The 26486-nt window shown below is 71.6% G+C and carries 25 protein-coding genes; 16 read left to right on the top strand and 9 right to left on the bottom strand.

The annotated features are described in order from the left end of the window. Positions 1-142 precede the first annotated feature (142 nt). From HDC93_RS25380 to HDC93_RS25355, 6 genes are all read left to right on the top strand, one after another. Complete coding sequence (locus HDC93_RS25380; protein WP_185013146.1) at positions 143-901, top strand: hypothetical protein; 759 nt, start codon at positions 143-145, stop codon at positions 899-901. After that, complete coding sequence (locus HDC93_RS25375; RefSeq protein ID WP_185013145.1) at positions 898-2145, top strand: ATP-binding protein; 1248 nt, start codon at positions 898-900, stop codon at positions 2143-2145. Before HDC93_RS25380 ends, HDC93_RS25375 begins: the two co-directional genes overlap by 4 nt. A gap of 113 nt (positions 2146-2258) precedes the next feature. Next, on the top strand, positions 2259-2804 hold the full coding sequence (locus tag HDC93_RS25370) for an SH3 domain-containing protein (RefSeq protein ID WP_185013144.1): 546 nt from the start codon (positions 2259-2261) through the stop codon (positions 2802-2804). A 52-nt stretch (positions 2805-2856) separates the two neighbouring features. After that, entirely contained in the window at positions 2857-4221 is a 1365-nt protein-coding gene (locus HDC93_RS25365; protein WP_185013143.1) for an FtsW/RodA/SpoVE family cell cycle protein, read from the top strand. After that, positions 4218-5693 carry a penicillin-binding transpeptidase domain-containing protein gene (locus tag HDC93_RS25360; protein ID WP_185013142.1) on the top strand — a complete coding sequence of 492 codons (1476 nt, stop codon included), beginning with the start codon at positions 4218-4220 and terminating at the stop codon, positions 5691-5693. The genes HDC93_RS25365 and HDC93_RS25360 overlap by 4 nt, the downstream gene beginning before the upstream one ends. 75 nt (positions 5694-5768) lie before the next feature. Continuing rightward, positions 5769-6275: a DUF3291 domain-containing protein gene (locus HDC93_RS25355; RefSeq protein WP_185013141.1), complete on the top strand. Its 507-nt coding sequence runs from the start codon at positions 5769-5771 to the stop codon at positions 6273-6275. A 7-nt stretch (positions 6276-6282) separates the two neighbouring features. Here the strand turns inward: HDC93_RS25355 and HDC93_RS25350 are convergent, their stop codons facing one another. Then, positions 6283-7392, bottom strand: a complete 1110-nt coding sequence (locus HDC93_RS25350) for a ferritin-like domain-containing protein (protein WP_185013140.1) — start codon at positions 7390-7392, stop codon at positions 6283-6285. 121 nt (positions 7393-7513) lie between these two features. Between HDC93_RS25350 and HDC93_RS25345 the strand changes: the two genes are divergently transcribed. The 5 genes from HDC93_RS25345 to HDC93_RS25325 all read left to right on the top strand — a co-directional run bounded on the left by HDC93_RS25345 (position 7514) and on the right by HDC93_RS25325 (position 11477). Then, a complete protein-coding gene (locus HDC93_RS25345; RefSeq protein ID WP_185013139.1) occupies positions 7514-8452 on the top strand; it encodes a diiron oxygenase in 939 nt (312 codons plus the stop codon). A 63-nt stretch (positions 8453-8515) separates the two neighbouring features. Beyond that, positions 8516-8749: a hypothetical protein gene (locus HDC93_RS25340; RefSeq protein ID WP_185013138.1), complete on the top strand. Its 234-nt coding sequence runs from the start codon at positions 8516-8518 to the stop codon at positions 8747-8749. A gap of 374 nt (positions 8750-9123) precedes the next feature. Then, the gene (locus HDC93_RS25335) at positions 9124-9777 is read left to right on the top strand and encodes a TetR/AcrR family transcriptional regulator (protein WP_185013137.1); all 654 of its coding nucleotides are present in this window, start codon (positions 9124-9126) and stop codon (positions 9775-9777) included. Positions 9778-9787: 10 nt separating this feature from the next. Further along, positions 9788-10087: a hypothetical protein gene (locus tag HDC93_RS25330; protein ID WP_185013136.1), complete on the top strand. Its 300-nt coding sequence runs from the start codon at positions 9788-9790 to the stop codon at positions 10085-10087. A 106-nt stretch (positions 10088-10193) separates the two neighbouring features. Next, complete coding sequence (locus tag HDC93_RS25325; protein WP_185013135.1) at positions 10194-11477, top strand: NlpC/P60 family protein; 1284 nt, start codon at positions 10194-10196, stop codon at positions 11475-11477. Here the strand turns inward: HDC93_RS25325 and HDC93_RS25320 are convergent. The 5 genes from HDC93_RS25320 to HDC93_RS25300 are packed head-to-tail and all read right to left on the bottom strand — an operon-like array spanning position 11441 to position 17472. Next, positions 11441-12703 (bottom strand): styrene monooxygenase/indole monooxygenase family protein, encoded by a 1263-nt coding sequence (locus tag HDC93_RS25320; RefSeq protein WP_185013134.1) that lies wholly within the window; start codon positions 12701-12703, stop codon positions 11441-11443. The two genes, HDC93_RS25325 and HDC93_RS25320, sit on opposite strands and share 37 nt — an antisense overlap. Positions 12704-12715: 12 nt before the next feature. After that, complete coding sequence (locus tag HDC93_RS25315) at positions 12716-13363, bottom strand: ATP/GTP-binding protein (RefSeq protein ID WP_185013133.1); 648 nt, start codon at positions 13361-13363, stop codon at positions 12716-12718. Continuing rightward, entirely contained in the window at positions 13344-13766 is a 423-nt protein-coding gene (locus HDC93_RS25310; RefSeq protein ID WP_031110388.1) for a DUF742 domain-containing protein, read from the bottom strand. Before HDC93_RS25310 ends, HDC93_RS25315 begins: the two co-directional genes overlap by 20 nt. After that, complete coding sequence (locus tag HDC93_RS25305) at positions 13763-14287, bottom strand: roadblock/LC7 domain-containing protein (RefSeq protein ID WP_185013132.1); 525 nt, start codon at positions 14285-14287, stop codon at positions 13763-13765. The genes HDC93_RS25310 and HDC93_RS25305 overlap by 4 nt, the downstream gene beginning before the upstream one ends. Next, positions 14284-17472: a nitrate- and nitrite sensing domain-containing protein gene (locus tag HDC93_RS25300; protein ID WP_185013131.1), complete on the bottom strand. Its 3189-nt coding sequence runs from the start codon at positions 17470-17472 to the stop codon at positions 14284-14286. Before HDC93_RS25300 ends, HDC93_RS25305 begins: the two co-directional genes overlap by 4 nt. A 368-nt stretch (positions 17473-17840) precedes the next feature. Between HDC93_RS25300 and HDC93_RS25295 the strand changes: the two genes are divergently transcribed. Further along, positions 17841-18626 (top strand): protein phosphatase 2C domain-containing protein, encoded by a 786-nt coding sequence (locus tag HDC93_RS25295; protein ID WP_185013130.1) that lies wholly within the window; start codon positions 17841-17843, stop codon positions 18624-18626. 119 nt (positions 18627-18745) lie between these two features. Here HDC93_RS25295 and HDC93_RS25290 read toward each other — a convergent pair whose 3' ends face one another. Both HDC93_RS25290 and lon read right to left on the bottom strand, forming a co-directional pair. Further along, positions 18746-19237, bottom strand: a complete 492-nt coding sequence (locus HDC93_RS25290; RefSeq protein ID WP_185013234.1) for a MarR family winged helix-turn-helix transcriptional regulator — start codon at positions 19235-19237, stop codon at positions 18746-18748. A 200-nt stretch (positions 19238-19437) separates the two neighbouring features. Beyond that, positions 19438-21966, bottom strand: a complete 2529-nt coding sequence (gene lon, locus HDC93_RS25285; protein WP_185013129.1) for an endopeptidase La — start codon at positions 21964-21966, stop codon at positions 19438-19440. Between the two features lie 175 nt (positions 21967-22141). On the opposite strand from lon, the gene HDC93_RS25280 reads away from it, so the two are divergent. Further along, positions 22142-22801, top strand: a complete 660-nt coding sequence (locus HDC93_RS25280) for a GNAT family N-acetyltransferase (RefSeq protein WP_185013128.1) — start codon at positions 22142-22144, stop codon at positions 22799-22801. Between the two features lie 12 nt (positions 22802-22813). Here the strand turns inward: HDC93_RS25280 and HDC93_RS25275 are convergent, their stop codons facing one another. Continuing rightward, positions 22814-23614 (bottom strand): rhomboid-like protein, encoded by an 801-nt coding sequence (locus HDC93_RS25275; RefSeq protein ID WP_185013127.1) that lies wholly within the window; start codon positions 23612-23614, stop codon positions 22814-22816. Between the two features lie 173 nt (positions 23615-23787). Here HDC93_RS25275 and HDC93_RS25270 point away from each other — a divergent pair, with 173 nt between their 5' ends. The 3 genes from HDC93_RS25270 (at position 23788) to HDC93_RS25260 (ending at position 26451) form a co-directional block, all read left to right on the top strand. Beyond that, on the top strand, positions 23788-24465 hold the full coding sequence (locus tag HDC93_RS25270; RefSeq protein ID WP_185013126.1) for a spermidine synthase: 678 nt from the start codon (positions 23788-23790) through the stop codon (positions 24463-24465). 136 nt (positions 24466-24601) lie between these two features. Next, positions 24602-25342 carry a response regulator transcription factor gene (locus HDC93_RS25265; RefSeq protein WP_030851757.1) on the top strand — a complete coding sequence of 247 codons (741 nt, stop codon included), beginning with the start codon at positions 24602-24604 and terminating at the stop codon, positions 25340-25342. Further along, the gene (locus HDC93_RS25260; protein ID WP_185013125.1) at positions 25339-26451 is read left to right on the top strand and encodes a HAMP domain-containing sensor histidine kinase; all 1113 of its coding nucleotides are present in this window, start codon (positions 25339-25341) and stop codon (positions 26449-26451) included. Before HDC93_RS25265 ends, HDC93_RS25260 begins: the two co-directional genes overlap by 4 nt. Positions 26452-26486: the final 35 nt, after the last annotated feature.

The following is a 26486-nucleotide window of genomic DNA, read 5'->3' as shown; positions in this document are numbered from 1 at the left end:
TACGGCTGTGCACGTACGGCCGCCCTCTCGCGCAAATGGGACTTCCCTGCGAATAAGGTGTACGCGGCCGACAGGTGCACGCCGCCGACGGCCGCGTGCACCGTGTGCCCGCGTGTGATCACCATGAAACGCCAGGAGTGCAGTGCCCCTCAGCCGCCCCCGACAGGCCGCCCGTCGCCTCGTCGCCGTCGCCCTCCTGCTGGCCGCCGCCGCGGGCTGCAGGAACGCCGGCGGGCTGGAGGGCGCGGGGTCGACCTCGACGGCCGAGGCTCCGGCCCGGCTCTGGCCGGAGCTGACACCCGCCTCCAGCCCGGCCTTCGAGATCGGCGAGGTGAACACCGAGGTGATCAAGGGGGTGAAAGTCCCCGGCGACGACATCCGCCGGGTGAACCCGGTCGCCATCGTCCGGGCCGAGATCGCCCGGAACCCGGGTGACTACGACGGCGCCAAGGCCCCCTACCGCGACACGAAGCGCGAGATGGCCGACTGCGCGAAGGGCCCGGGGCACGGGAAGTGCCCGGTGCTGACGCCGTACTACCGGGATCTGACCGGCGACGGGCACGACGACCTGACGCTGGGCTTCCCGCTGCTGCCCGGGAAGACGACCGCGGTCCGCGTGTACACCGTCGAGAAGCACCGGCTGGTGCAGGTGATGGGGTGGGAGGACGCGCTGAGCGGGGTCGAGCTGGCCGGGCGTTCCCTGGTGATCCGCTCGCCGTCGGAGGTCGCGGGCTACGAGTACCGCCTGCAGTGGACCTGGGACCGGGACCAGCGGGCCATGCTCCTCACCCATGACGAGATGCTGCGCACCGGCCCGCGCCGGCACGCCCGGCACCCGTCGGCCTCCTCCCCATCCCCGACCGGAACCCCGTCCGTCTCCCCCTCGGCGAGTGGCGGATGAGACCGGTCCTCCCCCAGTGGTCCGGGACGCTGGCCGTGAAGGCAGCCGTCTTCATCGCGGTGATGTGCTGCGCGCTGGCGGCCCTGCTCGGCGTCCTGGTGCATGTGCAGGTGACGAACCAGACCGTCGACCAGGCCCGTGACCAGGCGTTGCAGCGGCTGACGCAGGCGACGGAGCGGTACGAGGCCGGGGACACCCTGTGGCGGGGCGCCGGGGTGGACCCGCCGGAGCTGCCGCGGGAGCTGCGGGACCTGGCGGTGGCCGGCGACCGCGGCACGATGGTCGCCGACCGCGCTGGAGGCCCCACCATGTGGGCGGCGGGTCCGGTCGACGGCCAGCGGGCACTTGCCGTCGCGGTCGACTACTCCCAGCAGGCCCGCACGATCGAGGGTCTCGACCGGGCGATCCTGTGGTCGTCGGGCCTGGCGATCGGGGCGACGCTGCTGGTCGGCGCGTTCGCGGTGACGCGGGTGACGCGGCGGCTGCACACCACGGCGCTGGTGGCCCGGCGGATCAGCGCGGGCGATCTCGACGCGCGCGTGAACGACCCCCGCACGGGCCCGCGCACCAGGGCCGGCCCGCCGGACGAGGTGGCCGCGGTCGCCGCCGCCCTGGACTCCATGGCAGCCTCGCTCCAGGGCAAGCTGCTCGCCGAGCAGCGGTTCACGGCGGATGTCGCGCATGAGCTGCGCACGCCGCTGACCGGGCTGCACGCGGCGGCCGAACTGCTTCCACCGGGCCGTCCGACGGAGCTGGTCCGGGACCGGGTGGCGGCGCTGCGCACCCTCACCGAGGACCTGCTGGAGATCTCCCGGCTGGACACCGGCCGGGAGCGGGTGGAGCTGGACACCGAGCAACTCGGGCCGCTGGCCGAGCGGGCGGTGCGGGCGGCGGGGAGCGACACGGAGGTCAGGGTCGTACGGGACGTGTCCGTGGAGACGGACCGGCGGCGGCTGGAGCGGGTGCTGGGCAATCTCGTGGCGAACGCGCACAAGCACGGACGGGCGCCGGTGGTACTGACCGTGGACGGCCCGGTGGTGACCGTTCGCGACCACGGGGACGGGTTCCCGGAGTACCTCGTCGCGCACGGGCCGCAGCGGTTCCGGACGGAGGGCGGTACGCGCGGACACGGGCTGGGGCTGACCATCGCGCGGGGGCAGGCCGAGGTGCTGGGGGCACGGCTGGAGTTCGCGAACGCGCCGGACGGCGGGGCGGTGGCCACGCTGGAACTCGCGGCGCAGTGAGCGCCCGGGCCGCGTCCTCCTATGGCCCAGCGTGAAGGGCGGCACCCTCTGGGCGCTCCTAATGTGGCGATTAGTCAGCTTCGGCATCTTGGCCCCGCATGGAGGTAACCCCCATGTCCCTGCGCACCCGTCTCTCCATAGCCACCGTCGCCGGGCTCCTCGCCGCGGCGGCCACCATCACGCCCGCCGCCGCCGCGCACGACGACTGGGACTCGAGCGGTGGGAACGGCACCAGCCGCCAGGACCCGAACGGCGGGAACGGCGGGAACGGCGGGAACGGCGGGAACGGCGGCAACGGCGGGAACAGCGGCAACGGCAACCAAGGCCAGAACGGCTGGAACGCCGGCTCCGGCGGCAACGGCGGCGGCAACGGCAACCAGGACCCGAACAGCTGGAACGGCGGCAACAACAGCCCCAACGACTCGGGCCTCTACCGCGGCGTCGTCACGGCGAACACCCTGGCGCTGCGCAGCGCCCCCCACCGCGGTTCGCAGATCATCCGGTACGCCCACCGGGGCGACGAGGTCAGGATCTTCTGCAAGACGGGCGGCGAGACCGTACAGGGCAATCCGCTCTGGTACCTGCTGACGGACGGCACCTGGGCCTGGGGCGCGGCCCGGTACATCGACAACATCGGCCCCGCCCCACGCTGGTGCTGACACTCCGCCACTCAAAGGCACACAAGACAGTTGCTTTGGGTAGGTTCCGGACATGAGCAAGGCCGGAATCACCGTGGCGACGGCGGACCCGCCCGCGCCCGCCGTCCGCCGCCTCCCCCGGCGCCGGGGCATCGAACTCGCCCTCATCGTGCTGGCCGTCCTGCTGTCGGTGTACGGCTACTGCGCCGTGGGCCTCGCCCGGCACGGAGCACTGCCGCCCGGCGCCGCCGGCTACGGCGCCGGACTCGGTGTCCTGGCGCTGCTGGCCCATCTGGCGGTACGCCTGCGGGCCCCGTACGCCGACCCCCTGCTCCTGCCCATCGGGGTGCTGCTGAACGGGCTGGGGCTGGTGCTGATCTACCGGCTCGACCTGGAGACCCCGGGCGACCGGGCGGCACCGGCCCAGTTGGTGTGGTCGACGCTGGGCGTGGCGCTGTTCATCCTGGTCGTCCTGCTGCTGCGCGATCACCGAATTCTCCAGCGCTACACGTACGTCTGCGTGGTCGCGGCGCTGATCCTGCTCACGCTGCCGATCCTGTTCCCGGCGGTGAACGGGGCCCGCATCTGGATCCGGATCGCCGGGTTCTCCATCCAGCCGGGCGAGTTCGCGAAGGTGCTGCTGGCGGTGTTCTTCGCCGCGTACCTGGCGGCGAACCGCAACGCCCTCGCGTACACCGGCCGCCGCATCTGGAAGCTCCAGTTCCCCACCGGTCGGGTCCTCGGGCCGATCGTCGCCGTCTGGCTGGTGAGCGTCGGCGTGCTGGTCCTGGAGCGCGACCTCGGCACGTCGCTGCTGTTCTTCGGCCTGTTCGTGGTCCTCCTCTACGTCGCCACCGGCCGCACCGGCTGGATCGCGGTCGGCCTGCTGCTGGCCGCGCTGGGCGCGGTCGCCGTCGGCCGGCTGGAGCCGCACGTGCACAGCAGGATCGAGACCTGGCTGCACCCTTTCGCCTCCATCGAAGCGGGCGAGGGCGCGAACCAGCTCGCCCAGTCGCTGTTCGCGTTCGCGGAGGGCGGCATGCTCGGCACGGGTCTCGGGCTCGGCCACTCCGTCCTCATCGGCTTCGCCGTGAAGTCGGACTTCATCCTGGCCACCGCGGGCGAGGAACTCGGCCTGGCCGGCATCGCCGCCGTCTTCCTCCTCTACGGCCTGCTGGTGGAGCGCGGCTTTCGGGCGGGCCTCGCGCAGCGCGAGCCCTTCGGCCGGCTGCTCGCGGTCGGCCTGGCCTCGCTGGTGGCGCTCCAGGTGTTCGTGATCGCGGGCGGGGTGACCGGGCTGATCCCGCTGACCGGCATGGCGATGCCGTTCCTCGCGCAGGGCGGCTCGTCGGTGGTCGCCAACTGGGCGATCGTGGCGCTGCTGGTGCGCGTGAGCGACTCGGCCCGGCGCAGTTACGACGGGCAGGACGCCCGGTGACCCGGCACATCCGGCACGCCGGGTACTTCTGCGCCCTGCTGCTGGTGGCGCTGCTGCTGAACGCCGCCCGGGTCCAGGTCGTCCAGGCCCCGTCGTACGACCGGAACCCGGGCAACCGGCGCCCCGACATCACCCGCTACGAGCAGCCCCGCGGGGACATCCTGGTCGGCGGGCGGCCCGTCACCGGCTCCCGGGACACCCGCGAGCACCTGCGCTATGAACGGACCTACACGGACGGCCCGATGTACGCCCCGGTCACCGGCTTCGCCTCCCAGCTGTACGGGACGACGCTCCTGGAGAACAGCGAGGACGGCGTGCTGTCGGGCGCGGATCCGATGCTCGCGCCGTTCCCGCTGTGGAACGACTTCACGCGGGCGCGCAACGCCGGCGGAGACGTCGTCACGACGCTCCACCCCGCCGCCCAGGAGGCCGCGTACGAGGGACTCGCGGGCCACAAGGGGGCGGTGGCGGCGCTGGAGCCGTCGACCGGCCGCATCCTGGCCCTGGTGTCCGCCCCGTCCTACGACCCCCAGCCGCTGTCGGGCAACGGCTCGGCGGCGGCCCGGGCCTGGTCGCGGCTCACCGCCGACAAGGACCGCCCGATGCTCAACCGGGCGGTGCGGCAGACGTATCCACCGGGCTCGACCTTCAAGGTCGTCACGGCGGCCGCCGCGCTGGACGCCGGTGTGGTCACCGACCTCGAGGCGCCGACCGACACCCCCGACCCCTATCGCCTGCCGGGGACGCGCACCCGCCTGACGAACGCGTCGAAGGGCTGCGCGAACGCCTCCGTCCGGGAGGCCTTCACCTTCTCCTGCAACACGGTGTTCGCCAAGCTCGGTGTGGAGGTGGGTGCGGCGGACATGACGGCCACGGCGCACGCCCTCGGCTTCGACAACGGAGAGCTGAGGATCCCCTTCCCGGTGGCCCGGTCCACCTTCGACACCAGCCTGGACCAGGCGCAGCTGGCCCTGTCGTCGATCGGCCAGTACAACACCCGCGCCACACCGCTGCAGATGGCGATGGTCGCGGCGGCGGTGGCCAACGGCGGCCAGGTGCGGGACCCCTACCTGGTGGCGCGCACGACCCGGCCGGGCGGCAGCACCCTGGCGACGGCCGGCTCGCGGGCCGTGCGCCAGGCGATGTACCCGTCCACGGCCGTCCGGCTGCGGGCGATGATGCGGGACGTGGTCGAGAACGGCACCGGCAGCAACGCCGCCATCCGCGGCGCCATGGTCGGTGGCAAGACGGGCACCGCCCAGCACGGCCTCGGCAACTCCGGTACGCCGTACGCCTGGTTCGTCTCCTGGGCACAGGGCGATCGCGACCTGGCTCCGCGGGTGGCCGTCGCGGTCGTCGTGGAGGACGCGGAGACGAACCGCAGGCACATCAGCGGGGGCGGTGACGCGGCGCCGATCGCCCGGGCGGTGATGGAGGCGGTGCTGAAGTCCCCTGAGCAGCCGTCCGGTTGACGCGATCGGGCATGACCGCCCGCTTGCTGAGACGGGCCTACCGGGACCGGGGACGCCCGACCTACCGTTCGGTTCATGACTGAGCCCGCGTACGAACTCGCCCAGGTCAACCTCGGCCGTCTCAAGGCCCCTCTGGAATCCCCGCAGTTGAAGGGCTTCGTCGACAACCTCGACCCGGTGAACGCGGACGCGGACGGGGCCGACGGTTTCGTCTGGCGCCTCCAGGGCGAGGGCGGCGACGGCGCCACGGACGTGCCCGTCTTCGGCGACTCCTGGCTGATCATCAACATGTCGGTGTGGCGCGACACGAACGCCCTGACCGCGTACATGTACCAGGGGCGGCACCGGGAGATGCTCGCCCGCCGCCGTGAGTGGTTCGAACGCGTCCAGGAGGCCATGGTCGCCCTCTGGTGGGTCCCGGCCGGACACCGCCCCACGGTCGCCGAGGCGGAGTCCCGCGTGCTGCATCTGCGCACGCACGGCCCGACACCGTACGCCTTCACCCTGCGGACCTCGTTCCCGCCCCAGGGGGCGACACCGTTGCTCGGCGAGGTGCCACAGGGCCTGGGCTGCGCACTCTGACGGCCTCTCAGCCAGCCGCCCGACCTGCGTCGATCGCCCCCGTCACCTCCGCCACCCGCGCCTGCTCCTCCGCCGCGAAGCGCTCGGCGTCGAGCTTCTCGGCGATCTCCTCGTCCTCGGACATCAGCAGGTCGAGGCCGGCGTCACCCATCTCCAGGACACCCATGTCGACATAGGCCTGCTGGAGGCGCTTGCCCCACAGGCCGATGTCCTTGACGCAGGGGACGACGCGGCTGAACAGCAGCTTGCGGAACAGGGTGAGGAACTCGGACTGCTCGCTGTACGCCTCCGCCTCGGCCTTCGGGATGCCGAAGTTCTCCAGCACCTCCACGCCCCGCAGCCGGTCGCGCATGAGGTAACAGCCCTCGATGACGAACTCCTCGCGCTCGCGGAGCTCGGCGTCGGTGAGCTGCTTGTAGTAGTCCCTGAGCGCCATCCGCCCGAAGGCCACGTGCCGGGCCTCGTCCTGCATGACGTACGCGAGGATCTGCTTGGGCAGGGGCTTGTCCGTCGTGTCCCTGATCATGCCGAAGGCGGCGAGCGCGAGGCCCTCGATCAGCACCTGCATGCCCAGGTACGGCATGTCCCAGCGGGCGTCGCGCAGCGTGTCGTCCAGCAGGGACTGGAGGTTGTCGTTGATCGGGTAGAGCATCCCGATCTTCTCGTGCAGGAAACGGCCGTAGATCTCGGCGTGCCGGGCCTCGTCCATGGTCTGGGTCGCCGAGTAGAACTTCGCGTCCAGATCGGGGACGGACTCGACGATCCGCGCGGCACAGATCATCGCGCCCTGCTCGCCGTGCAGGAACTGACTGAACTGCCAGGAGGCGTAGTGCTTGCGCAGCTCGCCCTTGTCCTTCTCCGTCAGCTTCGCCCAGTGCCTGGTCCCGTAGAGGGACATCGCCTCGTCCGGGGTGCCGAGCGGATCGTACGGATCCACCTCCAGCTCCCAGTCGATCCGCTTCTGACCGTCCCACTGCTTGTCCTTGCCCTTCTGATAGAGGGCCAGGAGGCGGTCGCGTCCGTCGTCGTACTCCCAGGTGAAACGGGCCGCGCCGCTCGTCGGCACCTGTCGTAGGGGCTCTTCCGGTTCCATCGCGTACAGGTCGAAGGTCGGCATGCCCGCAGGCTCACACGAGGTAGACACCGGGTCAACAAGTAGCGCGCGGGGGATTGACGAGCTTGCTGACAGGTAGTCTCATAAGAGGAACAGTGACGTGTGCACAACGAGGTGGGCAGCCATGACGACCCTGACGGAAGCCGACGCGCTCGACGGCCTGCGCGATGCCCTCGGCCTGCTCAAGGACCGGGAGCAGGTGGCCCAACGGCTGCTCGACTCCTCTGCCAAGCACTCCTTCGATCCGGACAAGGAGCTGGACTGGGACGCGCCCTTCGAGGAGGGCAAGTGGTTCTGGCCCCCGGAGCTGGTGTCGCTCTACGACACCCCGCTCTGGAAGCGCATGGGCGAGGAACAGCGCATCCTGCTCTCCCAGCACGAGGCCGCGGCCCTGGCCTCCCTGGGCATCTGGTTCGAGATCATCCTGATGCAGCTGCTGGTCCGGCACATCTACGACAAGGCGGCGACGAGCGCCCATGTGCGCTACGCGCTCACGGAGATCGAGGACGAGTGCCGCCATTCCAGGATGTTCGCCCGCCTGATCTCCCACGGCGACACGCCCTGGTACCCGGTCAGCCGAGCGCACCAGCACCTGGGCCGCCTGTTCAAGACCATATCCACGACCCCTGGTTCCTTCACGGCCACGCTGCTGGGCGAGGAGGTCCTCGACTGGATGCAGCGCCTGACGTTCCCCGACGAGCGTGTCCAGACCCTGGTCCGCGGTGTCACCCGTATCCACGTCGTGGAGGAGGCACGCCACGTCCGCTACGCCCGTGAGGAACTCCGCCGCCAGATGGTGACGGCCCCCAAGTGGTCCCAGGAGTTCACCCGCGTCACCTCCGGCGAGTTCGCCCGCGTCTTCTCGGTGGCCTTCGTGAACCCGGACGTCTACCCCAACGTGGGCCTGGACAAGCGGGAGGCGCTCGCCCAGGTCCGCGCGAGCGGCCACCGCCGCGAGGTCATGCAGAACGGCTCGAAGCGACTGACCGACTTCCTCGACGACATCGGCGTGCTCCGAGGCGTCGGACGCCGTCTGTGGAAGTCGTCCGGGCTGCTGGCGTAGAGGCCCCGGCTCCGTCATGTCCATGCAGGGTGACCACTGTCCTTCACGACGCAGTCACCCTCCGTGGCCCTGAAGGAGATCAGCACCGCATGTCCCCCCACACCACCCGCCTCGTTCTTCGCCAAAGCCCCGGCCGACCCGAGCGTCTGCGCCCTGCGGATGGCCGACGGCGGCGTCCTCGCCCTGTTTCCGGCCGCCCACAAGCAGGAATCCCTGCTCAAGGAGGCCTACCGCTCCAACGTGTCCCTCGTGCCCGGCAAGGAGCAGTCCGCGTTCGGCGCCACCAGGGCCCCCTGATCACCGACATGTCCGAGGGCCAGGGCATGGCCGAACGGACCCCGAAGGCCACGCGGATCACAGCCGTCGACTTCCGGCACGTGGACGCGCGTTGGGCGCTCCCGCACCCGCGTACGGCGAGAAGGGGCCGTGTCGGGGAGGGTGTCCGCCCGCAGCGGTTGGCGCGTCAACGGACAGTGAGTCGGTGTGGCACCCCATCGCGCCGTTCCAAGGACGGACACCCCCCCGGCGCGGCCCCGACCCACACCCCACGCGAAGGCGAAAAGCACGCGCACCCCCACCCGGAGGTCAGGTGGCGCAAACGCGCGCCCTCACCACCCCCCGCCCCCGCCACCGCTACGCAGCCCCCCGGCCCCCCGATTACGCTGCGAGGCATGACACCAGCCGCCCCCACCCCCGCCTACCGGCGACTCAGCGTCGAGGAACGCCGCAGTCAGCTGCTCACCTCCGCGCTGAACCTCTTCGCCCACCGCGCCCCGGAGGAGGTGTCCCTCGACGACGTGGCGGAGGCGGCCGGAGTCTCGCGCCCCCTGGTGTACCGGTACTTCCCGGGCGGCAAGCAACAGCTCTACGAGGCCGCCCTGCGCTCCGCCGCCGACGAGCTCCAGCACTGCTTCGACGAACCCCGCGAGGGCCCCCTCCTCCCCCGCCTGTCCCGCGCCCTCGACCGCTACCTCACCTTCGTCGACGAGCACGACACCGGCTTCAGCGCCCTCCTCCAGGGCGGCAGCGTCGTGGAGACGTCGCGCACCACCGCCATCGTCGACGGAGTCCGCCGCGTCGCCGCCGAGCACATCCTCAGCCACCTGGGCGTCACCGGCCCCGGCCCGCGCCTGCGCATGACGGTCCGCATGTGGATCACCGCCGTGGAGGCGTCGTCGCTCATCTGGCTCGACGAGGACAAGCAGCCGCCCGCCGAGGAACTCCGCGACTGGCTCGTCGAGCAGTTCGTGGCGATGCTGACGGTGACAGCCCGCCGCGACCCGCAGACCGACGCCCTGGTCCTGGCGCTCGCCGAGGATGTCTGACACTGATCCCGTGAAGAGCGAAGAGACCCCCTTCGAGGGCGGCCCCATGGACGGCAGGGTCCTGCCCGTCCTCCTCGGCATCACCGGCCACCCGCCCAAGACGTACCGCATCCCCGTCCCGGACCCCGACGGCGGACCGGACACCGTGCTCGTCTACCGCCGCGTCCCCCGGGGCCCGGGCAAGGCCGGCCTGACCAACCGCTGGAAGTACGAGTACGCTCCGGAGGGCGTCCCGCCCCGCCGGCTCAACTGGCCGTGGTCGAAGCCAGACGCCACGCCGCCCGGCAAGCCGGACGACGCCGACGGGTGACCCCGTTGCGCCGAACCGCGCACACCCACCGCGCGCACCGCACGCACACGCCTGATCCTCACGTTGTCCGGCGGCACCACGCCGCCCCCGCAACGGAGGTGATGGCATGTCAGGAAGGCTTCTGCGTCTGGTCTGCATCGCGGCGACGGCGGCCGGAACCGTCCTGGCACCAGTCCCGGCCAGGGCAGTCCCCGAGCCGGACACGGCACAGCACGACATGGAGGAGCGCGACACAGAAGAGCACGGCATCGCCGCACTCCTGACCGATCTTCAGAAGTTGTACAGGAAGACCGAAGAGGCCACGGAGGCCTACAACGGCACCGAGGAGAAGCTCATGGAGCAGCGGGCCGAGACCGACCGCCTGGACCGCGCCCTCGCCCGCGCCCGGCTCTCCCTGCACGACAGCCGGGGCGCGGCCGGCCGGCTGGCCCGGCAGCAGTACCAGAGCAGCAGCGACATCTCCCCGTACGTACGTCTGCTCCTGGCCCGCGACCCGCAGCACGCGATCGAGCAGGGCCATGTGATCGGCCGGCTCGCCCAGGAACGGGCCGACACCATCGGCCGGCTGGCCGGCAACGAACGCAAGGCCCGCGAACTGGCCCGCAAGGCCCGCACGGCCCTCGACCGGCAGCTCGCCCTCACCGAGCGGCGCAAGAAGGAACGGGACGAGGTCCGCGCCCGCCTCCACGATGTCGAGGAACTGCTCGCCTCCCTGAGCAGCCAGCAGCTCACCGACCTGGCCGAGTTCGAGGAGAAGGGCATCGCGAAGGCGCAGAAGGAGTTCATGGCGTCGGGCGCACTGGGCGACGAAGTCAACGAGGACGACGCCGACGGGGCCGAAGTCGACGAGGACGTCAAGGACGAAGACACCGAGGACAACGGCAAGAACAAGGGCGACCGCGAAAGCCCCACCCCCTCCGCCGAGGGCCGCCGCGCCGTGCTCTACGCCGTGCGGCAGCTCGGCAAGCCGTACGAGTGGGGCGCCGAGGGCCCGAGGACGTACGACAGCTCGGGCCTGACCTCTCAGGCCTGGGCCGAGGCCGGGACGCCCCTCCCCCGGACCAGCGAGGAGCAGTGGAAGCGGCTGGAGCGGATCCCCCTGGACGAGCTGCGCCCGGGCGACCTGGTCGTGTACTTCCCGAAGGCCACGCACGTCGCGCTGTACCTCGGGGACGGCATGGTCGTCCAGGCTCCCCGGCCGGGCGCGAAGGTGAAGGTGTCACCGATCGCGGCCAACCCGGTCCTCGGTGCCGTACGACCGGACCCGGGCGGGGAGCCCCTGCGGCGTTACGAGCCGCCGAAGCTCCCCGAGGGCGCCACGAAGGGGTCGGACGAGGGCTACGAAGGAGGGGGCTACGCGGCGCCCGCTCCGGACACCTCGGCCAGGTAGGCCCCGGTCTTGTCCGGGTCGTAGAAGAAGTTCTCGAAGTCGGACGGGTCGTTGAAGCCGTTGGCGAAGCGGTCGGCGACCGGCTGGAGCTCACCGGCGGCGCCGATGAGGTTCAGGATGTGCTCCGGCGGCGGCGCGAGCATCGCGTTGGTCCACTTGGTGACGTGCTGGGCGGTGTTCCAGTAGCGGTCGAAGGTCGCCCGCATCCACTCCTCGTCGAACGGCTTGTCGCCGTGCTCGGTGATCGAGGAGAGGTAGGCGGCGGCGCACTTGGACGCCGAGTTGGAGCCCTGCCCGGTGATCGGGTCGTTCGCGACGACGACGTCCGCCACGCCCAGCACGAGCCCGCCGCCGGGGAGGCGGCCGATCGGGTTGCGGACGGTGGGTGCGTAGCGCCCGGCCAGCGTGCCGCCGGCGTCGGTCAGTTCGACCTTGGTGGCCCGCGCGTACTCCCAGGGGACGTACCGCTCCATGAGTTCCAGGGTCAGGGAGAGGTGCTCCGCGGGGTCCTTGACGCCGTTGAAGGCGTCGAGCGGGCCGCCGGGTATGCCCTCCCAGAACAGGATGTCGGCGCGGCCGGAGGTGGTCAGGGTCGGCATGACGAACAGCTCCCCGACACCCGGCACCAGGTTGCAGCGGACCGCTTCGGTGCCGGGGTGCTCGGGGCGCGGGCCCAGGCCGTGGACGTACGCCACGGCCAGCGCGCGCTGCGGCTCGCTGTACGGGGAGCGCTCGGCGTCGCGGCCGAACATCTGGACCAGCTCGCCCTTGCCGGCCGCGACGAGCACCAGGTCGTAGGTGCGGGAGAAGTAGTCGAGGTCGCCGACGGCCGCGCCGTGGATGACGAGCTGCCCGCCGCGCTGGGCGAACGTCTCCATCCAGCCGGCCATCTTCACGCGCTGGTCGACGGACTGCGCGTAACCGTCGAGCCGGCCCAGCCAGTCGATGGCGCGGGCGGAGGGGCCTTCGGCCCAGGAGCCGGGGGCGGCGACCGAGACGCCGAGTCCTTCGATCTTCGGGGCCTGGGACTCCCAGAAGTTCAGCTGGAGATCGCGCTCGTGCTGCAGGGCCGTGTGGAACATGCACTGCGTCGACATGACCCGGCCGGTGCGGATCTCGTCCGCCGTCCGGTTGGACATCAGGGTGACCTCGTAGCCCTGTGACTGGAGGCCGAGGGCGATCTGGAGCCCGGACTGACCGGCTCCGACGACGAGTATCTTCCGCATGCGGGCTGTCCTCTACTCGGGGGTTTCGTCGAGCGCGTGGCCCACGAGGGCCAGGAGGGTCTCGATCACGGAGATCCGGCGACGCGCGTCCATGATCATGACAGGTATGTGTTGCGGGATGGTCAAGGCCTCCCGCACGTCCTCCGGCTCGAACAGCTCGCTGCCCTCGAAGTGGTTGACGGCGACCACGTACGGCAGTCCGGAGCTCTCGAAGTAGTCCAGGACGGGGAAGCAGTCCTTCAGACGGCGGGTGTCGGCGAGGACGACGGCGCCGATCGCGCCGCGCACGATGTCGTCCCACATGAACCAGAACCGCTGCTGGCCGGGCGTGCCGAAGAGGTAGAGCACCAGGTCGTCGTCGAGCGTGATGCGCCCGAAGTCCATGGCGACCGTGGTGGTGGTCTTGCCCGGCGTGGCGGTGAGATCGTCGGTCGCCTCGCTCGCCTCGGTCATCAGCGCCTCGGTCTGCAGGGGCGTGATCTCCGAAACGGAGGTGACCAGCGTGGTCTTGCCCACGCCGAAGCCGCCCGCCACCACGATCTTCGTGGCTATGGGGGCCCGGGTGCGGTCCGTCTCCCAGGCGTGCATGCCGTCGTCCGGCTGGACGAACGGGGAGGAACCAGAGACGCCGCGAGCGGCGTCAGAGACGACGGAGTCCACTCAGCACCCTTTCCAGCAGAGCCCGGTCCGGGCGGCCCGTGCCATGGCCGGTGCCCGTTCCGTACACACGGATTTTTCCCTGGTCCGCGAGATCGCTCAGGAGCACGCGGACCACGCCGAGCGGCATTTTCAGCAGCGCGGCGATCTCGGCCACCGTACGCATCCGGCGGCACAGTTCGACGATGGCCCTCAGCTCCGGCATGACGCGGGTGGAGAGGTGGCCGTTCGTCAGTTCCTTGCGCTCCTCCGGGGCGTCGAGCGCGGCCGTGCTCGCCACGAACGTCTCCACGAGGAGGACGTGGCCGAAGCGGGTGCGGCCGCCGGTGAGCGAATAGGGGCGGACCCGGGCGGGTTTGCGGTCGCCGCCGCGGACCGGGAGGTGATGCTTCGGCGTGCTGCTCATCGGGCACTCCCCGTCGTCTGGGAATCCTCCAGGGACTTACGGAGCTCGCTGCGGAGTTCCGGCGTCAGGACGTGACCGGCGCGGCCGACGAACAGGGCCATGTGGTACGCCACCACGCTCATGTCGCAGTCCGCGGAGCCGTGGACGCCGAGCAGCGAACCGTCGCTGATCGACATCACGAACAGGCTGCCCTCGTCCATGGCGATCATGGTGTGCCGGACCCCGCCGAAGTCCATCAGCTTGGCGGCGCCGACGGTGAGACTGCCGATGCCGGAGACGATGGTGGCCAGGTCGGCGGCCGAGCCGCGCGGGCCGGTCTTCCGGGTCCCGCGGGCCTGAAGGGCCTCCCTCGCTTGCTTGTTACGGTCGTCGTCGGAAGAGAGCAGGAGCAGTCCGTCGGACGAGACGACCGCGACCGAGAGGATGCCGGGGACCTCCTCGACGAGGTTGGTCAGCAGCCAGTGCAGGTTGCGGGCCTCACTGCTCAGTCCGATCAGTCCGAAGGTACTGGGAGCGGTCAACTGCTTGCCTCCTCGACTGTTCCCCCCGTGGATTCTTCGGATCCAGCTGGTCGTGCTGTGCCGGTGGCCGGCCGCTGGTGCGAGGCCGTCCCGTCGGCGATCTCCGCCTCCACGTCGCGGTAGCCGGCCTGGGCGCCCTGGCGGAATCCGCCGAGTCGGCGGCGCAGGGCGTCGGCGTCGACGGAGCCGCTGCGCTGGCGCGGAGCGGCGGTCGGTGCGGTGATCTTCGGAGTGCGCTTGGGGAGGCCCTTGTCGGTGACCCGGTCCTCCTCCTCGTCGGGCGCCCGCTCGTGCTCGCGGCGGTCCCGCTCGCCCGCGTCCGGGGCGCCCGTACGGGTCATGTCTCCGGCCACGGCCGACCCGTGCGGCCCGGCCTCGGAGCCCGCGGCGTCGGACCCGGCCGGGTCCGGTCCCTCCGGCTGCGCCGGAATCCACAGCTCCATGGTGGTTTCCGCGGGGGATTCCAACGGGGCGGCGTGCGTGGCGTGGCCGGCGGGGCCATGCGGGTCGGCGGGCGCGGCCGGACCGGCGGGCATCGCCGATTCGGCGTCAGCGGGCCCGACCGAGTCGGCGTGCGTCGCCGGGGCAGCGAAGGCGCCCGTGCCGGCGGGGGCATGCGGGTCGGCGGGCGCGGCCGGACCGGCGGGCATCGCCGATTCGGCGTCAGCGGGCCCGACCGAGTCGGCGTGCGTCGCCGGGGCAGCGAAGGCGCCCGTGCCGGCGGGGGCATGCGGGTCGGCGGGCGCGGCCGGACCGGCGGGCATCGCCGATTCGGCGTCAGCGGGCGTCGCCGAGTCGGCGTCTTTGAGCGGGTCGGCAGACGGCGCCGGGTCGGCCGGCGCAGGCTGTCCGGCGGGCGCGGCCGGTTGGTCGGCGGGCGCTGCCCCCGGGCCGGAGGGCGTTCCGGGATCGGACTCGGTGGTGTCCGCCGCCTCACCCTGCCGTACCGCCACCGCCTTCTCCGCCAGGGCCACCAGCGGGTCGTCGCCGGTCGCGCGGCCGGGCAGGACGTTGGAGTTGGCCTCGGCGTCGGCGCCCGGGAAGGAGTGAGAGTGGGCCGTGCCGGCGAGGGGGCCGGAGGCCGGGACGGCGGCGGGCGGGGCGGCGGCGAACAGCGGGCGCGGCAGGACGACGACCGCCGCGACACCGCCCTGCTTCTGCTCGCGCAGCTGGACGCGCACACCGTGGCGGTGGGCGAGCCGGGCGACGACGTACAGGCCGAGGCCGAGACCGTCCTCGCCCTCCTGGTCGTAGGGCGCCTCCGGGTCGAAGTCGGCCAGGCGGGAGTTGAGGCGCTCCAGCCGGTCCTCGGTCATGCCGATGCCCTCGTCCTGGACGGAGAGCATGACCTCGCCGTTCTCCAGCAGCCAGCCGGAGATCTCGACGGGCAGGTCGGGTGGGGAGAACGAGGTGGCGTTCTCCATGAGTTCGGCCAGCAGGTGGGAGAGGTCGTCCGCGGCGAACCCGGCGATGTGCGCGTGCGGCGGCAGCGCGGCGATCCGGACCCGCTCGTACCGCTCGATCTCGCTGACCGCGGCACGGACGACGTCCACCAGCGGCACCGGCCCGGCGGCGTGCTGGACGTGCTCGGTCCCGGCGAGGACCAGCAGGTTCTCGCTGTGCCGGCGCATGACCGTCGCGAAGTGGTCGAGCTTGAACAGCGTGGCGAGCCGGTCCGGGTCCTGCTCGCGCTCCTCCAGGTTCTCGATGACGGCGAGCTGCCGCTCGACGAGACCCAGGGTGCGCAGGGCGAGGTTGACGAACGTCCCGCCGATGGCCGTGCGCAGCCGCTCCAGCTGGGCGGCGGACTCGGCGAGTTCACCGCGCAGTTCCTCGCGCGCGTCGGCCATCTTCTGGCGCTGGCCGACCAGGTGCTTGCGGTCGGACTCCAGCGTGGTGATCCGCTCGGTGAGGGCGGCGGCGTGCGCGTGCAGGGCGTTGACGGAGCGGACGGCCTGGGCGAACTCGTCGTTGCGGCCGGTGAACTTCACCGGCTCCTCGGCCGCCGGGTCCTCGGCCTCGGCGAGGCGCTTGGACCCCAGGCGCAGGACCGCGAGCGGGCGGGTGAGGCTGCGGGCCATGCCCGTGGCGACGCCGACGGCGAGCAGCATGAGGGCGCCGAGGACGGCGATGCGGATCTCCAGCGCGGTGACGTCGTCGTCGCGCAGCGCCTCGAGGTCTTTGGTGCGCCGGTCGTAGAGGGCCGACTCCACGCCGCGCATCAGGTCGACGCGGGCGGAGAGCGCCGCGTCCAGCTTCTTGGGGCTGGCGGTGAGATCGCTGCGGGAGAGCGTCGGCTGGTCGGTCAGGGTGGCGAGGTACTTGTCGGCGGAGTTGACCTCGGTGCCGGTGACCGTGGAGTCGAAGGAGGCGCGGGCCGGCTTGGGCGCGGTGCCGCGGAAGTCGGCGAGCGCCGCGTCGGAGCGCAGCCGGGCCTGCTGGGCGGCGGCGCTGAGGGCGTCGCGCTGCCGGGTGTCGGCGTCCGAGGAGGTGGAGGTCTCGGTCGGCAGGCCGGTGACGGGGTCGATGACCGTCCCGGTGCTGCGCGGCACGCTGAGCGCGGCGAGCAGCAGCCCGCGGGCCGCGGCGGCCTGCTGGACGGCCGAGTCCAGCTCGGCCAGGGCGTATCCGCCCTCGCCCGCGCGCGGCGGCGTCTGCTGCGCCAGCTGCTCGGCGACGCCGTGGAGTTCGGTGATGGCGGTGGAGTACGCCTGGTGCGCTTCGAGGGCGCTGCTCTTGCCGGTGAGCGCCGCCCGGCGCACGGCCGCTATGCCGTCGAGGTCCGAGCGGAGCGAGGCGGGCGTGTCGGTGTCGGCCCTCAGTTCCTCCACCTGCCGGTCCACGCGGGCGCTGCGCTGCTCGGAGGGCGCCTTGGACTTGGGGCGCCCGGCCGCGATGTAGGAGGTGACGTCGTCACGCTCGTCTGCGAGGGAGTGCGCGAGGGTGAGGGCGTCCTGCGTCTGCTCCGCGAGCGTCACCAGTTCCTGGGAGTCGTGGAGTTGCCCGGAGGCCGCGAGGACGGACGGCGTGCCCGCACCGGCGATGGCCGCGGCGACCACGGCCACGGCCACGATCAGCCGGTTCCGCACGTGTGTGGGGCGGCCCTTGCCGGCGGACGGCGTCGGCTCGGCGCCCTGAACGGGGGCCTTCTGCTTGCCTGTGCGACGAGGCCGCGTCTTCTGCACCGGTGCTCGCATTCCTGACTCGTGAACCCTTGGGCCCGGGTGACGCTCCGTCAATTGGCGCGTACTCCCGGTACACTTCCCGACCCTCCCAGCGCCGGTGGTCAGCGCACGCGCATCACCTGACCCGCCACCCGAAGGAGTGAACCCCGGACAGGAGTTGAGGGGCAAGTTCCGCAAGTCCTGCCAGCGGCCTTGCGCGGCACGCCGGTTGGACGACGGCGACGGCCGGTGGCAGTATTCGCCACCGCACCTTCCCGGAACAAATCATTCCATCCCAAACCTGGCGCCTGACCTGCACGGCTGCGCCGGTTCGGCCACCATTGCCGGTCTTTTGCGGACGTTGTGAAGGGGTCGTGCAGACTGGCCGGATGCGTACTGAACTCGCCTCGGAGCCGGGAGACGCCGACCAGCCCAACGAGGACTTCGCCAGTGTCGGACTACCGGCCTCGGGACAGGGCGGTTCGGTCGTCGTCCTGGACGGGGTCACGCCACCGAAGACCGGGACGGGCTGTCTGCATTCCGTCCCCTGGTTCACGGCGCGCCTCGGTGGAGCACTGACCGAACTGACCGTTTCACTCCCGGATGTTCCCCTGGTCGACGCCTTGTCCCGTGCCATCGCGCGTACCTCCGAGGCGCACGCCGCAACCTGTGACCTTTCTCACCCTCGAACGCCCCAGGCCACGGTGGTCGCGGCCCGCTGGAATCCGGACACGGTGGAGTACCTGGTCCTGTCGGACTCGGCTCTTCTGCTGGAGTCCCCGGACGGCGTGGTGACCCCCGTCCTCGACGACCGGCTGACCCTGCTCCCCCGCTCGGCGCTGGCGACGGACGCGCAGGTGGACGCCACGCTCCGGAACATGGAGGGCGGCTTCTTCACGGCGGCGGCAGATCCCTCGGTGGCGGCCCGGGCGGTGACCGGGACGGTGCCCCGCGGTCAGGTCCGCGCCCTGGCCGCGCTGACGGACGGCGCGACCCGCTGGGTCGAGCGGTTCGAGGAGGGCGACTGGACGGACTGCTTCCATCTGATCCGCAAGGAGGGCCCCCAGGCACTGGTGGACCGCGTCCGGACGCTGGAGAGGTCGGACGCCGCGGTGACCTTCCTGGGCCGCAGCAAGCGTCACGACGACGCGACGGCCGTGTTCGCCGAGTTCTAGGGCCAACGCCGTTCAACTGAACGGCCGAGTTCTAGGGCCAACGCCGTTCAACTGAACGGCGTTGTTCCAGGGCCTGATCCGAACGACAGGCCCTGGGCCCTCCTGGACGCTCGCCCGGCCTACTTCTCCATGCCGCGGTTGAGCTGGTTCAGCAGCCGGGCCAGTTCCGTGACCTCGCGGGAGTCCCAGTCGGCCAGGCGGCCGGCGTAGCGGGCGCGGCGGGCCTCCCGGACCCGGCGGACGCGGTCGTGCCCCTCCTGGGTGAGGGCGACGAGCCAGGCGCGTCCGTCGGCGGGGTCGGGCTCGCGCCCGACCAGCCCGAGTTCCTCCAGGGCGCGCAGCTGGCGGGACATCGTTGCCTTGCCGACCCCGATGTAGGCGGCGAGCTCGGTGGCCCGCTGCTTCCCGCACTCGTCCAGCCGGACGAGCAGGCCGTACGCGGACGACTCCAGGTCGGGGTGGACCTCTCGGGCCATCTCGCCCTGGCTGGCCCGGGCACGCCGCAGCAGCACGGTCAGCTCGCGTTCCAGCGCCAGGAAGGCAGGCTGGTCCACACCGCTTGCGACCAGACCGGCGTCCCGGTCTCCGTCGTCGTTGCCGCCCTCGTGCACGTCAGCCCCTGCCTCGGTCATCGCCCGGTCGTGAGAGTCCCGGTACCTGGATTTTCCGCCACCTGCCGTATTCAGCGCAGTTCGGCAAGTATTCCGCAGGTCAGGGCATCCGTGTCCACAGGGCCACCACACGGTGAAGGCCCGGGCCTCCCTCACGGGAACCCGGGCCTTCCCTGCCCGGTCACGTCCTCCCCCGGTGCCTAAGGCCTGGGACGTGCCCCCATCGCCGCGACCGGAACCTCCGGCGCCGCCCCGTTGGCCGCGGGCGCGAGCGCCAGCTCCAGGACCTGGCGGACGTCGGTGACGGCGTGGACGTCGAGCTTGTCCAGCACCTCCGCCGGGACGTCGTCCAGGTCGGGCTCGTTGCGCTTGGGGATGATCACCGTGGTGACACCGGCCCGGTGCGCGGCGAGCAGCTTCTGCTTCACACCGCCGATCGGAAGGACCCGCCCGGTGAGCGAGACCTCGCCGGTCATCGCCACGTCGGTGCGGACGAGCCGGCCGGAGAGCAGGGACGCGAGGGCGGTGGTCATCGTGATGCCGGCGCTCGGGCCGTCCTTGGGGACCGCGCCCGCCGGGAAGTGGATGTGCACGCCCCGGTCCTTGAGGTCGCCCACCGGCAGCTCCAGCTCGGCGCCGCGGGAGCGCAGGAAGCTCAGCGCGATCTGCGCGGACTCCTTCATCACGTCGCCCAGCTGACCGGTCAGGGTCAGACCGGCCGCGCCCGTCTCCGGGTCGGCCAGCGACGCCTCGACGAACAGCACGTCACCGCCGGCCCCGGTCACCGCGAGCCCGGTCGCCACGCCCGGCACGGACGTCCGCCGCTCGGCCGGGTCCTGGGCGGACTCGGGCACGTGGTGCGGTCGGCCGATCAGGTCGCGCAAATCCTCCTCCCGGATGGTGAACGGCAGCTTCCGCTCGCCCAGTTCGTGCTGGGCGGCGACCTTGCGCAGCAGTCGTGCGACGGACCGCTCCAGGGTGCGCACGCCCGCCTCGCGCGTGTACTCACCGGCGAGCTTGCGCAGCGCGCTCTCGTCGACGGTCACCTCGTCCTTGTCGAGTCCGGCCCGCTCCAGCTGGCGCGGGAGCAGGTGGTCACGGGCGATGACGACCTTCTCGTCCTCGGTGTAGCCGTCCAGGCGGACGATCTCCATCCGGTCGGCCAGCGCCTCCGGGATCGCCTCCAGCACATTGGCGGTCGCGAGGAAGACGACGTCCGACAGGTCCAGCTCGACTTCCAGGTAGTGGTCCCGGAAGGTGTGGTTCTGCGCGGGGTCGAGGACTTCGAGGAGGGCGGCGGCCGGGTCGCCCCGGAAGTCCGAGCCCACCTTGTCGATCTCGTCGAGCAGCACGACCGGGTTCATCGACCCGGCCTCCTTGATGGCCCGGACGACCCGGCCCGGCAGGGCGCCGACGTACGTGCGCCGGTGGCCGCGGATCTCGGCCTCGTCGCGGACGCCGCCGAGGGCGACGCGCACGAACTTGCGGCCCATGGCGTGGGCGACGGACTCGCCGAGGCTGGTCTTGCCGACGCCGGGCGGCCCGACGAGCGCGAGCACGGCACCGCCCCCTCGTCGCCCACCACCACCCTCAGCCGAGGCGCTTCGCGCCGTCCCTCGGCCGAGCCGCCCGCCGACCACGCCGAGGCCCCGGTCGTCACGCCGCTTGCGCACCGCCAGGTACTCGGTGATCCGCTCCTTCACGTCCTCCAGACCGGAGTGCTCGGCGTCCAGGACCGCCTTGGCGCCCCGGATGTCGTACGCGTCCTCGGTGCGCTCGTTCCACGGCATCTCCAGGACCGTGTCGAGCCAGGTGCGGATCCAGGAGCCCTCCGGGGACTGGTCGGAGGACCGCTCCAGCTTGTCGACCTCCTTGAGCGCGGCCTCGCGGACCTTCTCGGGCAGGTCGGCGGCCTCCACGCGGGAGCGGTAGTCGTCGGAATCCTCGCCCTCCTGCTCGCCGCCCAGCTCGCGCAACTCCTTGCGGACGGCTTCCAGCTGACGCCGCAGCAGGAACTCGCGCTGCTGCTTGTCGACGCCCTCCTGGACGTCCTTGGCGATGGACTCGGCCACGTCCTGCTCGGCGAGGTGGTCGCGCAGCTGCTGGGTGGCGAGCTTCAGCCGGGCCACCGGGTCGGCGGTCTCCAGCAGTTCGACCTTCTGGTCGGTGGTCAGGAACGGCGAGTATCCGGAGTTGTCGGCGAGCGCCGAGACGTCGTCGATGGCCTGCACCCGGTCGACGACCTGCCAGGCGCCGCGCTTGCGCAGCCAGGCGGTGGCAAGGGCCTTGTACTCCTTGACCAGTTCGGCGAGATGACCGGGATAGGTGTCTCCCCTGTTCGAACGAAGCTGAGAACTCGGGGAAGGCTCCGGCACGGTCTCGTCGACGCGGGTCCCCTCGACCCAGAGGGCGGCGCCGGGACCGGTGGTCCCCGCGCCGATGCGCACCCGGCTCCGGCCGCGGATCAGGGCGCCCGGGTCGCCGTCGGCCAGCCGGCCGACCTGCTCGACGGTGCCGAGGACACCGGTGTTCGCGTAGGTCCCGTCGATGCGTGGCACCAGGAGTACCCGGGGCTTTCCGGGTGTTGTCCGGGCAGCGGCCTGAGCGGCCTCCACCGCGGCACGGACCTCGGAATCGCTCAGGTCCAGCGGGACCACCATGCCGGGCAGCACGACCTCGCCGTCAAGCGGCAGCACGGGCAGGGTGAGCGGTGTGGACGTCGAAGCCATGATCTCCCCTTCGGCAGTCAAGTTGAGCTATGCCGACTCAATGCTTGAGCGGGTCCGGATGTTCCCCACCCGCTGTTCGCTGTCAGCGATCACTCATGACAACGGGAGCGGGAGGACGCGTAAGCTCCGGAATGTAAGAGCCACTAAGGCATATCAGCCGTTACAGGGGGCGGGCGTGGACGAGACCGTGCAGGCATGGGTGAACGGGTGGGTCGTGTCTCGCGGGGCAGCTCCTCCCCTGGCCGAGCCGTGGGGCTGGACCATCGACATGGGGACGTACGGGCACGTCACGCGACATGTGTTCGGCGCGACGGACGGGGGTCTCGACGAGACGACCGTCCGCAAGGTGGCCGGGGCGGTGACCGGGCAGGGCGTGTGGCTGAAGGCGTTCCGGGATCCGTCGGTGGTCGCCGGCTGGCTGGACGACGGCTGGTGGATCGACCCCGAGCCCGGCTTCCTCATGAGGGTCCCGCTGGCGCCGGACGTCACTCCGGCCGCTCCCGAGGGCTACCGGCTGCGCGAGTGGTCGCGCGGCGGGGTGACCCGCGTGATGGTGGCCGCGCCGGACGGATCCCTGGCGGCACGCGGCCAGATCGCCCCGACGGGCGGGACCGCCGTCGTCGACCAGGTCGAGACGGCCCCCGGCCATCGCCGCAAGGGTCTGGGCAGCGTCGTCGTGCGGACGCTGCAGAACGCCGCCGTCCGCCAGGGGGCGCGGACCGGCGTCCTGGCCGGCACTCCCGCGGGGCGAGGGCTCTACGAGACTCTCGGCTGGGAGGTCGTGGCCCTGCTGACCAGCGCGAAGCACGGCCCGCCGGCCTCCCCGCGGACCTGAGGGGCCCGGCGGTCAGACCCCGGCCGGGCGAGGGCGGGCCGCATACGAGCGCCGGACCACCGGCCAGGTCGCGAGGCCGATGCCCAGGGCGATGAGGTGCCCCCAGTTCGTCATCGGGTCGGCGAAGGCGAGCAGATCCTGGAGCAGCATCCATCCGAATCCGGCCAGCAGGGGCAGGCGCAGCCACAGCGGCAGCAGACCGGCCAGGGCGCCGATGCCGGCGGCGACACCGAAGCTGACGCCGTAGTCGAGGCGGTGCAGGGAACTGTCGGGAAGGTGCCCGGCCAGCACCGCGAGCCCCACGGGCACCTCGGTCGCGAGGGTGGCGAGGACATGTCCGAGCAGGAAGACCCCGGCGGTGCGCAGGCCTCCGATCCGCCGTTCCAGCGCGGTCAGCACGAGCACGAAGGCGATGGCGAACGGCGAGGTCACCCCGCCCGCGACCCACAGCGCGCTGCCGATCAGCACCAGCTCCGGCGTGCGCACCAGGTGCGCCATGTCCGTACTGGAGCCCTGGAGCAGGGCGTGCACCAGGGCCGGGTCCGCGTGCGCGACGATCAGCGAGGTGAGGCAGAGGAGCGTCGCGTAGCCGAAGGTGAACGGCGTGCCCGTGGGGGTGGGAAGCAGCAGCCAGGGGCGGAGCGCCCGGGAACGGGGCACTGCCGCCGGAGCGGGCTCCCCTCCTACCCCGACCGCCGTCCCCTGCGGGCCCCGCTGGCGCGGCATCCCGTCGAGCAGCCCCGACACGCCGGGGAAGGGCGCGCCCGGCGGCGTGGGTGTGGCCGGCTCGCGGGGCGGCACGGTGCGTTCCAAAACGGGCACTCCTTCCCTCATGTCCCAGCCTTCGCTCCCGACACCGCGCTGTCTGTGACCTGCGCCACACGGAAGCCGATTCACAGCAACCCGAAAGCCCCGTCCTGCGTCCCCCCTCGGGCCCTCGGCGAACTGACGGGCGCCACTTCTTCCCCTCCTGCCAGGATGCCCCCATGCCTAGCTCGTACGACATTCCCGAGGTCCTGGACCGTCGCGAGGGCCCGCACGGTGAGGTGGTGCTGCGGCGGCACGGCGACCGGCTGGAGATCATCGCCAACGGCTGTTTCCTGATGGACACCTCCGACGGCCGCTCAGAGCGTTTGCTGGTCGACGCCGCGCTGGACGCCCTGGCCGGCCGGGACCACCCCCACGTCCTGATCGGCGGACTCGGCGTCGGCTTCTCCCTCGCGCACGCCGCGGCGGACCCGCGCTGGGGACGGATCACGGTGGTGGAACGCGAGCACGCGATCGTCGAATGGCATCGCGACGGCCCGCTCTCCGCGCTCTCCGCGCAGGCTCTGGCGGACCCCCGCGCGGAAATCGTCGAGGCCGATCTCGTCGCACACGTCAATGAGACATCCGACACGTACGACGCCCTGTGCCTCGACATCGACAACGGACCCGACTGGACCGTCACGGAGGGCAACGGAAATCTCTACCGGGAAGCCGGACTGGCAAGCTGTGCACGGGTGTTGAGACCTGGTGGAGTTCTCGCCGTCTGGTCCGCACAACCGTCACCGGAATTCGAAGAAACCTTGCGGAATGCCGGGTTCCAGCGGGTGCGTACCGAAGAGATCCCGGTTGCCCGGGGCGTTCCGGACGTCGTACACCTCGGCATCCGCCCTGGATAGCAAAGGCGTGCTGACTCCCCGTACGCTGCTCCTCTGACGCCGATCATTCAAGCGTCAATCGCAACCATGCGCAGGCATAGCCAGTCAGAAGGAATCACCCCACTGATTCCGGGAAAGCACACCCCAGGGGCGGGCGATGGAGCAGACACAGACCTCCCACAACGGTTCGGCGACGGCTACTCCGGGCGCACAGCGCCGGGTCCTGGTGGTCGAGGACGACGCGACGATCGTGGACGCCATCGCGACCCGCCTGCGGGCCGAGGGATTCCTCGTGCAAACGGCGGGTGACGGTCCTGCCGCGGTCGACACGGCCGAGGCGTGGCAGCCCGACCTGCTGATCCTCGACATCATGCTGCCCGGCTTCGACGGCCTGGAGGTCTGCCGGCGCGTGCAGGCCGCCCGCCCGGTGCCGGTGATGATGCTCACCGCGCGCGACGACGAGACCGACATGCTGGTCGGGCTCGGCGTCGGTGCCGACGACTACATGACCAAGCCCTTCTCGATGCGGGAGCTGGCGGCGCGCGTGCACGTCCTGCTGCGCCGGGTGGAGCGGGCCGCCATCGCGGCGGCCACCCCCCGTTCCGGCATCCTGCGCCTCGGCGAGCTGGAGATCGACCACGCGCAGCGCCGGGTCCGGGTGCGCAGCGAGGACGTTCACCTGACGCCCACCGAGTTCGACCTCCTGGTGTGCCTGGCGAACACCCCGCGTGCGGTGCTCTCCCGTGAGCAGCTGCTCGCCGAGGTCTGGGACTGGGCGGACGCCTCCGGCACCCGCACGGTCGACAGCCACATCAAGGCGCTCCGCCGGAAGATCGGCGCCGAGCGGATCCGCACGGTGCACGGCGTCGGTTACGCCCTGGAGACCCCGACGCCATGAGCGGTGGGCCGGCCGGACGGAGAATCCCCGGGGAGCCGGATCCCTGGGGCGGGGTGAGCCCGTTCTCGATCAAGACCAAGCTGGGCGCGCTCGTCGTCATCTCGGTGCTGATCACCACTGGCCTGTCGGTGATCGCGGTGCACACCAAGACGGAGCTGCGCTTCATCACGGTCTTCTCGATGATCGCCACCCTTCTCATTACGCAGTTCGTGGCCCATTCACTCACCGCACCGCTGGACGAGATGACCGCGGTGGCCCGCTCCATCTCCCAGGGCGACTACACCCGCCGTACGCGGGAGAACCGCCGTGACGAGCTGGGCGACCTGGCCGTGACGATCAACGCCATGGCCGACGAGCTGGAGGCCCAGGACAGCCAGCGCAAGGAACTCGTGGCGAATGTCTCGCACGAGCTGCGCACGCCCATCGCGGGCCTGCGCGCGGTGCTGGAGAACATCGTCGACGGCGTCACACAGGCCGACCCTGAGACCATGCGCACGGCGCTGAAGCAGACCGAGCGCCTCGGGCGGCTGGTGGAGACGCTGCTGGACCTGTCCCGCCTGGACAACGGCGTCGTACCGCTGAAACAGCAGCGGTTCGAGGTGTGGCCGTATCTGTCCGGCGTGCTGAAGGAGGCCAACATGGTCGCCTCCGTGCGCGCGGGCATCGCGACCGGCTCGGGCAGTCACACCCGTACCGACGTCCATCTGCACCTCGACGTCCATCCGCCGGAGTTGACCGCGCACGCCGACCCGGAGCGCATCCACCAGGTCGTCGCCAATCTCATCGACAACGCGGTCAAGCACAGCCCCCCGCACGGCCGGGTGACGGTCAAGGCGCGGCGCGGCGCCCTGCCGGAGTCGCTGGAGCTGGAGGTCCTGGACGAGGGACCCGGCATTCCGAAGTCCGAGTGGCACCGCGTCTTCGAGCGGTTCAACCGCGGCAGCGCCAAGCGGCCGCAGGGGCCGGGCAGCGACGGGGGTACGGGACTCGGCCTGGCGATCGCCCGCTGGGCGGTGGACCTGCACGGGGGCCGCATCGGAGTGGCCGAATCCGAGCGGGGTTGCCGGATTCTTGTCACTCTTCCGGGACTGTCATCTCTGCCAAGTTGACGTAAAGTTCGAAGCGGAGCCACAAGATCCACGGG

Source organism: Streptomyces sp. AK010 (assembly GCF_014207295.1).
Taxonomy (GTDB): domain Bacteria; phylum Actinomycetota; class Actinomycetes; order Streptomycetales; family Streptomycetaceae; genus Streptomyces; species Streptomyces massasporeus.
This window is presented reverse-complemented; position numbering and strand designations above follow the sequence as displayed.